Below are 10,931 nucleotides of genomic sequence, written 5' to 3'. Positions count from 1 at the left end.
CCAGACGGCGCGGTCGTTACCCAGATAGGCGGTGAAGGCCTTTTCGCCCCACGGCACGACCGACGGCGACACGATGGGCGCAAAGGCCGAGACCGAACGGAACAGGTCGGGATGTTTCAGCGCCAGCGTCAGCGCCCCATGCCCGCCCATCGAATGGCCCGAGATCGACCGCACGCCCGTCGTTGGGAACTCAGCGTCGATCAGGCGGATCAGTTCGCCGGTGACATAGGATTCCATGCGGAAATGCGCCGCCCACGGCTGTTCCGTCGCATCGACATAGAAGCCCGCCCCCTGCCCCAGATCATAGGCCGGATCGTCGGCCACGCCTTCTCCGCGCGGACTGGTGTCGGGCGCCACGATGATGACGCCGTGTTCAGCGGCGGCCTGATAGGCCCCGGCCTTGGTGGTGAAGTTGTCCTCGGTGCAGGTCAGGCCCGACAGCCAGATCAGGACCGGGAACGGCCCCTCTCCGGCGGGAACGAAGACCGACAGGGTCATGGGCGTGCCGGTCGTTTCGCTGTCATGCTTCAGATAGCGAAGGGTTCCGCCGTGGACGATGTGGGTCTTCGTGGTTTGCATCAGCCGTACCTGTAAACAGCGCAGATCTTGTTGCCTGACGGATCGCGCAGATACGCCAGATACATGTCCCCGAACGGGTTGGGACGACGGCCGGGCGGCTGCTCGATCGAGGTTCCGCCATTGGCCACGCCTGCCGCGTGGAAGGCGTCCACCGCCGCCTCGTCCTTGGCATGGAAGCCGATGGTGCCGCCGTTGGCGTGGCAGGCCGCCTCGCCATCGATCGGCGCACCGACCGCAAAGGCGCCCAGACGGGTGCGCCACCAGTACCGCCCCTTGGGGTCCGGCCCGGTCGAGGCCGCAACCCCCAGCGCGCCCAGCGCCGCATCATAGAACTGGCGCGACGCCGCGACGTCGTTCGCCCCCACGGTGACATGTGTGAACATGGTCTTGTCTCTCTCCCTTCGCCACTCTGATCCGGCGGCTCGGCGTCATCTAGTCAGAGGGCGTTTCGATGCGCAACTGACCATCAGACACAGGGGTTGAACCTCAGAACACCACCACCGAACGGATCGACTTGCCCTCATGCATCAGGTCAAAGGCCTTGTTGATGTCTTCCAGACCGAAGGTGTGGGTGATCATCGGGTCGATCTCGATCTTGCCGTCCATGTACCAATCGACAATCTTGGGCGTGTCGGTGCGGCCGCGCGCGCCGCCGAAGGCCGAACCGCGCCAGACGCGGCCGGTGACCAACTGGAACGGACGGGTCGAGATTTCCTTGCCCGCTTCCGCCACGCCGATGACGACGCTTTCGCCCCAGCCCCGGTGGCAGGCTTCCAGCGCCTGACGCATGACCACCGTGTTGCCGGTGCAGTCGAAGGTATAGTCCGCGCCGCCGTCCGTCAGCTCGACCAGACGCGCCACCACATCGGGCGTGTCCTTGGGATTGACGAAATGGGTCATGCCGAAGCGGCGGCCCCACTCCTCCTTGTCGCCATTGATGTCCACGCCGATGATCATGTCAGCGCCGACCATCTTCAGCCCCTGAATGACGTTCAGGCCGATGCCGCCCAGACCAAAGACCACGGCGTTGGCGCCCGGCTCGACCTTGGCCGTATTGACCACCGCGCCCACGCCCGTCGTCACGCCGCAGCCGACGTAGCAGGCCTTGTCGAAGGGCGCGTCCTTGCGGATCTTGGCCAGGGCGATCTCGGGCAGGACCGTGAAGTTCGAGAAGGTCGAGCAGCCCATATAGTGGGCGATGGCCTGCCCCTTGTAGGAAAAGCGCGATGTGCCGTCCGGCATCAGGCCCTTGCCTTGCGTGCCCCGGATCGAGGTGCACAGGTTGGTCTTGCGCGACAGGCACGACTTACACTGGCGGCATTCCGGCGTGTAGAGCGGGATGACGTGATCCCCGACCTCGACGCTGGTCACGCCCGGTCCGACCTCGACCACAACGCCCGCGCCCTCGTGGCCCAGGATCGAGGGGAAGATGCCCTCTGAGTCCAGTCCGTCCAGCGTATAGGCGTCGGTGTGGCAGATGCCGGTGGCCTTGATCTCGACCAGCACCTCGCCCGCGCGCGGCCCCTCCAGATCGACCTCGACGATTTCGAGCGGGCGTTTGGCTTCGAACGCAACGGCGGCGCGGGTTTTCATGATCTTAGGTCCTCCGGAGGCCCCTATCGCTCGCCGCGCGGCGGCGCGCTGCTTGAGGGGAATTGGGTGCGTTATTACGCCCGTTGGCGCGACGTCGAAACGGCGACAAACGCAAAACATTATTGCTGAATAGGGATAATCATGCTGGATCGTCCGCATGAGCAGCCGCTGGGACGGGATCGACGAATTCACCGCTGTCGCCGAACAGGCCAGCTTCTCGGCCGCCGCCCGACGGCTGGGCCTGTCCACATCCGCCGTCAGCCGTGAGATCGCCCGGCTGGAGGATCGGCTGCAGACGCGCCTGCTGAACCGCACCACCCGCCGCGTTGAACTGACCGATGCGGGCCGCGACTTCCTGAACCGCTGCCGCCGCCTGATCGACGAACGCGACGAGGCTCTGGCCGCTGTCCAGCCGGACGACAGCGCCCCGCGCGGCCTGCTGCGGATGACCTGTTCGGTGTCCTATGGCGAGCGGTTCGTCGCCCCCGCCGTCAACGCCTTCGCCCGCGACCACCCGGAACTGTCCATCGAACTGGATCTGGACAACCGGCTGCGCGATCTGGTCGGCGACGGCTATGATCTGGCGATCCGCTTTGGCCATCTGACGGACTCGCGCCTGATCGCGCGGCGGCTGGCGTCGCGGCGGCTGATCCTGTGCGCGGCCCCGGCCTATCTGGAGCGGCGCGGCGCCCCGCGCGACCTGTCCGAACTGCCTGCCCACGACCTGCTGACCGGATCATCTGAACACTGGCGGTTCAGCGAGGCGGGACGCGAAGTCTCGATACGCCCCAATGGCCGCTGGCGCTGCAACTCCGGCGCCGCCGTGCTAGACGCGGCCCTGCAGGGGCTGGGCCTGTGTCAGTTGCCGGACTTCTATGTCGCCGACGCCCTGATTTCCGGCGCTCTGGTCTCGCTGCTGGACGACGCACGCCCGCCGGACGAAGGCGTCTGGGCGGTGCATCCCCATCCGCGCCACGTCCCGCCCAAGGTCCGCGCCATGATCGACTGGCTGCAGGACGCCCTGACGACGACGCGCCGCCTGCCCTGATGCAGGACTGAGCAAGCTTGGCTGGACAAACTGACGCATTCTTCGCCTAACGTCGTCTCTTCAGATCAGCACCGTCAGAATCACCCATGCCCATGAACCTCGTCATCCTGACCGGCGCCGGCGTCTCCGCCGAGAGCGGCGTGCCGACCTTTCGGGCCTCCGACGGGCTGTGGTGCGGGCACAGGGTGGAGGATGTGGCGACGCCGCAAGGCTATGCCGCCGATCCCGCTCTGGTTCAGGACTTCTACAACCAGCGCCGTCGCCAGTTGGCCGAGGTTCAGCCCAACGCCGCCCACCACGCCCTGGCCGAGTTGGCGGCGCGTTGGGAGGGGGATTTCATGCTGGTGACCCAGAACGTCGACGATCTGCACGACCGCGCCCATGAGGCGGTGACCCCGGCGCCAGGGTTCGAACTGATCCACATGCATGGCGAACTGCTGAAGGGGCGCTGCACCCGTTCGGGCGTTGTCAGCGACTGGACCGGCGACATGGCGGCGGACGAGCCTTCGCTCGACCACCCGCAGGGCCGGATGCGGCCGCACATCGTCTGGTTCGGAGAAACGCCGCTGTACATGGATCGGATCGAGGCGGCGCTGGCGGCCTGCGACCTGTTCGTGTCGATCGGCACGTCGGGGGCGGTCTATCCGGCGTCGGGCTTCGTACAGTCGGCCAGATACACGGGCGCCCGTACGGTCGAGATCAATCTGGAGCCCACGCAGGGCGCGCGGCTGTTCGACGAAGGCCTCTATGGCCCGGCGACCGAGACGGTGCCGAGCTTCTTCAACGCCCTGAAATAGACGGCGGCCGCCCCAAGGCGACCGCCGCTGAAATCACGCGAGGACGACGATGGTCACGCGGCGGTTCTGCGAACGGCCCTGCGGCGTATCGTTCGAGGCCACCGGCTGTTCCTGCCCGTACGAGATGGTCGACATCCGGTTCAGCGCGACGCCCTGACGGTTCAGGAACCGACGCACGGCCTCGGCCCGCTGTTCGCCCAGCTGGTCATTATGCTGGGGCGTGCCGGTCGCGTCGGTGTAGCCCTGAATCTCCAGATAGACGTTGCGGTTCTCGCTGGTCAGACGCTGGGCGAACTCGGCCAGACGCTGCTCCGCTTCCGGCGAAAGAGCCGCCGCGTCGGTCGGGAACTTCACGGAATCGTCGGACAGCACCACCTGGTAGAGGAACTTGCCCTCAGCCAGCTTATGGGCGTCGTTGGCGCGCTGCAGCGCCTGTCCCGCCGTGCCTTCAACGCCGGTCACGCGGGTGTCCACCACCTCTAACTGATCACGCACGAAACGGTGGCTGGCGCAGCCGCTGGCCGCAAGGCCGAGGGCGAGAAGCGCGCCGCCGACGACCGCAGTCCTGAGTTTCGATCTGCTCAAGTCATGTCTCCTTTTTGCTGGGGCGCCACGTCCAGATCATGCGCCAGATGAACCTGCCGTAGGGGAAACGGCAGAGTAATGGCGCGTATTAGGCTAGATCATGTCAGCTTAGCCGTAGCAAAATGTGTGATTGAGCATGAATATTCCAATTTAATGGAACCATAGGTGGAGTGAAAACGTTGGCCCGCCAGAAGGCTATCAGCCGATTGACGGTCCGATTTACAGAACCTCGATCACCCTCATCGATAGGTTGTATTTTGTCCGCGCCACGTTCCTGACGCGCCGCAATGTTTTCAACAGGCGTCTAAAGTTTTTACAGGCGTTTGTTGCTGATGCCCATGCGACAGAGGGTTCACATTCCATCACGGTCAAGCGATTGAGCGCGCGACCGGATCGTCCCCGCCCTGCCCGCTGGAGCGCTGCGGTCGCCCCTGTGCTGGTTGCGCATGGGGCGGTTCTGATGGCGCTGATGTGGGCCAGACCCGAGCCGCCGGTCAGCCATATCGACCAGACGCCCGCCGTCATGGTCACCTTGGTGGAGCCGCCGCCTCCCCCACCGCCGCCGCCGCCCGTTCCTGCGCCAGACCCCGCTCCCATTCCCGCGCCCAAGCCAGAGGCGTCATCGCCGTCCCCTGGCCCCAAGTCTGCGCCGCCCGCCACAGCGCCGAAGCCGCTTCCGCCTGTTCCCCGCGCCTCGCGTCCACGCCGCGTGATCGCCCAACCGCCGCTTCCCCTGCTGGGCGCGGCCCAACTGGCCGGCGCCATGACGGCCGGGCCGGGTTCAGGCGGCGGCGACGGCGTTGGCACGGGCGGCGGCGGCGATGGCTCGGGTTCTGGCGCGGGAAGCGGTAATGGCGCGGGCGCGAACGGCGGGCGCTGCGACATGGTTCGCCGGGTGCAGGACCGTCTGCGCCGCACCCCCTCGGTCCGCACCGCCGTCAGCGAAGCAGGCCGTTCGATGAACGCCTCGGGCCGCGCCATCCTGGTCTGGGACGGCGACTGGCTGCAAAGTCAGGGGCAATCCGGCAAGGGGCTGGCGGGCGTGCGTCAGGCCATCGCCCTGGAGGTCGCCTTCTCGCCCCCTGAGTGCAAGACTCAGGCGATGCATGGCCTGGCCGTGCTGTCGATCGAAGACGGCCCCGATGGCGCAAGGCTGGCGCTAGGCAAGGGCAGTTGGCGCTGGTCCGACCTGCTGGGCGCGGGCTAGGCGGCGCGCGGGCCGAACAGGATGACCCCGGCCCCGATCAGGCAGATCAGACCGCCCAGCACATCCCATCGGTCCGGCGTCGTCTTCTCGACCACCGTCATCCAGACCAGGGACGCACAGATATAGACCCCGCCATAGGCCGCGAACGCCCGCCCCGCCGTATCGGTCGGCGCCAGCGTCAGCAGCCAGGCGAAGGCGATCAGGCACACCACACCCGGCGCCAGCCACCACGGCGAGCGATCCAGCTTCAGCCACGCCCAGAAGGCGAAACAACCGCCGATCTCAGCCAGAGCCGCAAGCGGGTAGATCCACAGCAGTTTCACGTCCGCTCATCTCCAAACCAGTCGGCAGCAAGGTCTTTCCACTGCGGATTCGCCTTTTCGATCAAGGCCAGCTTCCAGACGCGACGCAACTTCTTGATCGTCTTTTCACGGACGATGGCCTCAACGATGCTGTCGTGCTGCTCGTACCAGACCAAGGTCTTGCAGTCGTGTTCGCTGGCGAAGCCGTCGATGACGCCGGTTCGGTGCTGCCAGACGCGCTGGAACAGGTGACTCGTGACGCCGGTGTAGATCGTGCCATTGCGGAAGTTGGCCATGATGTACACGGCGATGACGGCGTCACCTCTCATGTCCGGGACAGGACCACGCGAGGAGAAGCTGCACAATGGCCGTCACTCCGGGGCCGCGCAGCGGAACCCGGAGCCCAGGGCGGTCCCTCGTTCGATGATGCGGTCCTGGGTTCCGGGTTCTTCGCTGCGCGAAGCCCCGGAATGACGATTATTTTTCCTTCGCCGCCCGTTCCGCCGCCAGCTTGGCCAGCACCCGGCCACGGCCACGTGACAGGGCATGGATGGCGCCGCGCATGGTGGCGACTTCCTGTTCGGTGAAGGCGGCGCGGCCCAGCATGACCCGCAGGTTCTGGCTCATGGAGCGCTTCTTCTCGGGCGGATAGAAGAAGCCGCCGTTCTCAAGCTCTTCCTCCAGATGTTCGTACATCCCCAGCAGCAGGGCGTTGGAGGCGGGCGCCTCGCTCTCGCGGAAGCGCGGCGGGGGGGCGTCCAGGATCAGGGTGCGCCACTCATAGGCGTTGATCGCCACGGCCTGCGCCAGATTGAGCGAATGGTGTTTCGGGTCGATGGGAATGGTGACGATCCCGGCGCACAGGGCGATGTCGGTCGTCTCCAGCCCGGCCCGCTCGCCGCCGAACAGAAGCCCGGTCTTCAGGCCCGACGCCGTGTCGTCATACAGGACGCGGCTGGCCTCACGCGGGGTGCGGACGGGCTGGCGCGTCTCACGCGGGCGGGCGGTGGTGGCGAAGACGGTGTTCAGGTCGGCGATGGCCTCGGCGACGCTGTCGAACACCCGTACGCCCTCCAGCACCCAGTCGGCGCCCGAGGCCGTGGCCCAGGCCCGCTCCTGCGGCCAGCCGTCGCGCGGGCTGACAAGGCGCAGGTCGCTGAGGCCGAAGTTGGCCATCACCCGCGCCACAGCGCCGATGTTCTCGGCCATCTGGGACTTGTCGAGGATGACGGCGGGGGGTGTTAGGTCGGACATGGGCGGCCTTCTAGGCCTTCTCCCCTTGCGGGAGAAGGTGGCTCACGCAGCGAGACGGATGAGGGGGCGCACAAAGCGTGGACGTACTCACCCGTCAAAGGCTGCAAAACCCCTTATCCGAGCCCTGCGGGCCCACCTTCTCCCGCAAGGGGAGAAGGGAAAACTGATCAGTCGTCGCCGACCATCGACTTCCACGGATCGACCGTTCCGGCCTCGACCTCGGCGACCTTGACGGCGGGCCAGCCGATGGAGGCGGTGGCGGACGCACGCCACGAGGCGGTGATGAAGTCGCGCAGTTCGGCGGCGCCCGCCGCCAGACGTTCGTTGACGAAGGCCGCGCCGCGCGGATCAACGTCGCGGAAACCGCCCTGTTTCTCCAGACGATAGAAGGGGATCACCGTGCCCAGCGTCGTCGTCAGATAGCTGACGGTGCGGGCCTTCACGTCGAAGCCGTCGATGTTCAGGGGGGCCATGGCGGCCTCGACCGTGTCCAGACGGGCGACGCGGCTGGTGAATGCGCCCTCGAACTGGCCGTGGGTCTGGCGCGAGTTGGTGAAGCCCTCGGGATTGGGGAAGTCGCCCCAGCCGTTGAAGTGAATGCTGGTGTGGTGCGGCTGCGAGCCGTCGCCGACATAGTGGCCCAGCACGCCGATATCGCGCAGGATCAGGGCCTCACGACGGACACGGTCGGCCTTGTACCAGGCCTGACGCTCAAGGTTGGTCTCACGCTTTTCAGCCGCCGTCAGCACGCGCCAGTAGGCGAAGTCGCGACCCAGCTGCTGCCAGGCGTCCATCATGGCGTAGGGCAGATAACCGGCGTCGTCGACGTTCAGGCCCGCCTTGGTCAGGGCGGCGTCATATTCCGACTTCAAGCGCGGCAGGGCAGTGATCGGCATGCCGCGCTGGTCATAGACCCGGCCCTGATCGTCCAGATCGACGAAGTGGGCGGTGTCGCGCTCGCGGTCGTGCGGCTGGCCTGCGCCCTTCCAGCGGTCCGGCTCTCGCGACAGTTCACCCACGTCGGCGATGGCGCCGGGCGTCAACAGGAATGCGGGCAGGTCGCTGGGCAGGGCGCGCATCGCCGCCACCCCGATCAGGCGGTGGCCGGTGTTGCCCCAGGCGGTGACGGTGACAGCGGGCGCGGCAACCGCGAAAACCGCCAGGGCGGCGATGGCGAGACGTTTCATGAAGACGGACCTCGGTGGGGGATACGGCCTCGCTCTACCCTATCGCCGCGACCGCCTCCACCCGCGTTTCAGACGCCAGTCGCTTCCGCCGCAGGGGCCTGCGCCGGGTCGGGCGCCGGAGGTCCGGCTTCGTCCTCGTTCAGCAGGCGGCCCTCGCGGCGCGGCTTCACATAGGGGGCGGGCTGCGGCGTCGGCACATTGCCGCGCATCAACTGACGTCCCGCCGACAGACCGCCGGTCAGCTGCAGGCCCAGACGCGCCTCGTCGCGGCGACGGACCTCGCCCACGGTGTCGGCGGCTTCACTCTCGTCCAGACCCAGTTCGATCAGGGCGCGCTCTCCGAACTTCAGCGCTGATTCAAACGTCTCACGGATCTGATAATCGACCCCCGCCTGGATCAGCCGCATCGAATGCCCCCGGTCGAAGGCGCGGGCCATGACGCGCGTGGTCGGGAACTCATGCTTGACCAGTTCGACGATGCGGTCGGTCTGTTCCGGCTTGTCGACGCAGACCAGCACGATCTCGGCCTGTTCCGCGCCCGAGGCCCGCAGGGTGTGAAGCTGGGTGCCGTCGCCGTAATAGACCTTGAACCCGAACTGGGAGGCGGCCTGGATCATTTCGACGTCGTTCTCGATGATCGACACGTCCACGTCGCGCGCCAGCAGCGGCTGGGACACCACCTGGGCGAACCGGCCAAAGCCGATGATGAGCACCTGTCCGCGCAAGTCCTTGGCGAAGTCCACGTCGTCGGCGTCCGCCGCAGAGGCCTTGGGCTTGGGCAGCAGGCGGGTGGTCAACAGACTGGTCAGCGGCGTCAGCGCCATCGACAGGATGACAATGGCCGTCAGCATCCCGCTGATGCGGGCGTCGAACAGGCCTGTGGTGACAGCGGCGCCATACAGGACAAAGGCGAACTCGCCCCCTTGCGCGAACAGAGAGGCGCGCTCCACCGCCTCATGGTGCGAGGCCTTGAACAGGCGCGCGACGCCATAGATGCCCAGCGCCTTGACCACCATGAAGACGATCACCCCGCCGACGACCAGACGCCAGTCGGCGATGACCACCGACACGTCCAGAGACATGCCGACGCTGAGGAAGAACAGGCCCAGCAGGATGGCGCGGAACGGCTCCACATCCGCTTCAAGCTGATGCCGGAAGGTCGAGTCTGACAGCAGAACCCCGGCCAGGAAGGCCCCCATCGCCATCGACAGGCCGCCCAGCGACATGGCCCAGGCCGCGCCAACCACGACCAGCAGGGCCGCTGCCGTCATCACCTCGCGCCCGCCGTAACGGGCCAAGAGGCGGAACACCGGATTGACCGCATAACGCCCCGCCAGCAGCACCCCGCCGACCGCCGCGACCGCCAGGCCGATGGTCTGCCACAGGGGCGGCGCAGTTTCGTGCGCCGCGCCGGTCAGGGAGGCCAAAATGGCCACGATGGCCAGCAGCGGCACGATGGCCAGGTCTTCCAGCAGCAGGATGGACACCGCCCTCTGCCCTGCCCCGCCCGCGATCTCTCCGCGCTCTTCCAGCATCTGGATGATGACGGCGGTGGACGACAGGACAAACCCCATCGCCCCGATGAAGGCGACCGGCGCGGAGAAGCCGGCCATCATGGCCGTCAGCGTCAGGATCAGGCCGCAGAACAGCACCTGCGCCGCGCCCAGACCGAAGATTTCACGCCTCAGCCCCCACAGGCGCTTGGGCCGCATCTCCAGGCCGATGATGAACAGGAAAATGACCACGCCGAACTCGGCGACATGCAGGATGGTCTGTGGCTCGCTGAACAGCTTCAGGCCAAAGGGGCCGATGGCCAGACCCGCCGCCAGATAGCCCAGCACCGACCCAAGGCCGATACGCTTGAAGATCGGCACGGCCAGAACGCCCGCCGCCAGCAGGGCCGCAGCCGCGCCCAGATCCAGTCCCGTCGTCGCCTCGGCCATCGGCCCTCCATCATCCTGAGTACATAGTGTGGGGGCGAAACCGCCGGATTGCGAGATGGCGCAAAAGACACGGTGGCGGATCACTGTCCGGTCAGCGGCTCCGGCGCCACAGCCGCATCCCCGACTGCGCTCATCGACAACCGGAGGAAGCCATGTCCCGTCCCCTCAGGATCGCCGCATCGGCGCTGCTGGCCCTATCCGTCGCTGCTCCGACGAGTGCCGTTCCAAGCTTTGCCCTGGCGTCGCCCAGAGATGGCGAAGCCACCCCCGCAGCCTGCGCTCCACTGGGTTTTGATCTGACCAAGGGGCAATCGACGACGGTGCGCCGTGGCATGCCAAGCCCGCCGCGTCTTCCGGCATTGCCGGCGCCTTTGAACGGCGCGCCGCCCCCTCCTCCACCGCCGCCGCCGCCGTCACCTCCGCCGCTGTCCCGACC

The 10,931-nt window shown here is 67.0% G+C and carries 12 protein-coding genes; 3 read left to right on the top strand and 9 right to left on the bottom strand.

All coding sequences use genetic code 11. The features are described from left to right. The 3 genes from QZ281_RS10880 to QZ281_RS10870 form a co-directional block, all read right to left on the bottom strand. The coding region (locus QZ281_RS10880) for an alpha/beta hydrolase-fold protein (RefSeq protein WP_292228268.1) at positions 1-579 on the bottom strand (579 nt) is incomplete at its 3' end. Next, positions 579-962 carry a VOC family protein gene (locus tag QZ281_RS10875; RefSeq protein ID WP_292228266.1) on the bottom strand — a complete coding sequence of 128 codons (384 nt, stop codon included), beginning with the start codon at positions 960-962 and terminating at the stop codon, positions 579-581. The genes QZ281_RS10875 and QZ281_RS10880, both read right to left, overlap by 1 nt. Before the next feature lie 103 nt (positions 963-1,065). Further along, positions 1,066-2,172, bottom strand: a complete 1,107-nt coding sequence (locus QZ281_RS10870) for an S-(hydroxymethyl)glutathione dehydrogenase/class III alcohol dehydrogenase (protein WP_292228265.1) — start codon at positions 2,170-2,172, stop codon at positions 1,066-1,068. Positions 2,173-2,329: 157 nt separating this feature from the next. Here QZ281_RS10870 and QZ281_RS10865 point away from each other — a divergent pair, with 157 nt between their 5' ends. Continuing rightward, entirely contained in the window at positions 2,330-3,220 is an 891-nt protein-coding gene (locus QZ281_RS10865; protein WP_292228263.1) for a LysR family transcriptional regulator, read from the top strand. Between the two features lie 92 nt (positions 3,221-3,312). Next, a complete protein-coding gene (locus tag QZ281_RS10860) occupies positions 3,313-4,017 on the top strand; it encodes an NAD-dependent deacylase (protein ID WP_292228318.1) in 705 nt (234 codons plus the stop codon). 33 nt (positions 4,018-4,050) lie between these two features. Here QZ281_RS10860 and QZ281_RS10855 read toward each other — a convergent pair whose 3' ends face one another. Next, complete coding sequence (locus tag QZ281_RS10855) at positions 4,051-4,602, bottom strand: OmpA family protein (protein WP_292228262.1); 552 nt, start codon at positions 4,600-4,602, stop codon at positions 4,051-4,053. A 376-nt stretch (positions 4,603-4,978) separates the two neighbouring features. Here QZ281_RS10855 and QZ281_RS10850 point away from each other — a divergent pair, with 376 nt between their 5' ends. Continuing rightward, on the top strand, positions 4,979-5,809 hold the full coding sequence (locus tag QZ281_RS10850; protein ID WP_292228260.1) for a hypothetical protein: 831 nt from the start codon (positions 4,979-4,981) through the stop codon (positions 5,807-5,809). Here QZ281_RS10850 and QZ281_RS10845 read toward each other — a convergent pair. The 5 genes from QZ281_RS10845 to QZ281_RS10825 form a co-directional block, all read right to left on the bottom strand. Beyond that, positions 5,806-6,132, bottom strand: a complete 327-nt coding sequence (locus QZ281_RS10845; protein ID WP_292228258.1) for a YnfA family protein — start codon at positions 6,130-6,132, stop codon at positions 5,806-5,808. The two genes, QZ281_RS10850 and QZ281_RS10845, sit on opposite strands and share 4 nt — an antisense overlap. Continuing rightward, a complete protein-coding gene (locus tag QZ281_RS10840) occupies positions 6,129-6,476 on the bottom strand; it encodes a GIY-YIG nuclease family protein (RefSeq protein WP_292228256.1) in 348 nt (115 codons plus the stop codon). Before QZ281_RS10840 ends, QZ281_RS10845 begins: the two co-directional genes overlap by 4 nt. Before the next feature lie 112 nt (positions 6,477-6,588). After that, positions 6,589-7,365, bottom strand: a complete 777-nt coding sequence (locus QZ281_RS10835) for an RNA methyltransferase (protein WP_292228254.1) — start codon at positions 7,363-7,365, stop codon at positions 6,589-6,591. Between the two features lie 167 nt (positions 7,366-7,532). Then, on the bottom strand, positions 7,533-8,552 hold the full coding sequence (locus QZ281_RS10830; protein ID WP_292228252.1) for a S1/P1 Nuclease: 1,020 nt from the start codon (positions 8,550-8,552) through the stop codon (positions 7,533-7,535). Between the two features lie 68 nt (positions 8,553-8,620). Further along, a complete protein-coding gene (locus QZ281_RS10825; protein WP_292228250.1) occupies positions 8,621-10,579 on the bottom strand; it encodes a monovalent cation:proton antiporter-2 (CPA2) family protein in 1,959 nt (652 codons plus the stop codon). Positions 10,580-10,931: the final 352 nt, after the last annotated feature.

Source organism: Brevundimonas sp., assembly GCF_018608325.1.
Taxonomy (GTDB): domain Bacteria; phylum Pseudomonadota; class Alphaproteobacteria; order Caulobacterales; family Caulobacteraceae; genus Brevundimonas.
This window is presented reverse-complemented; position numbering and strand designations above follow the sequence as displayed.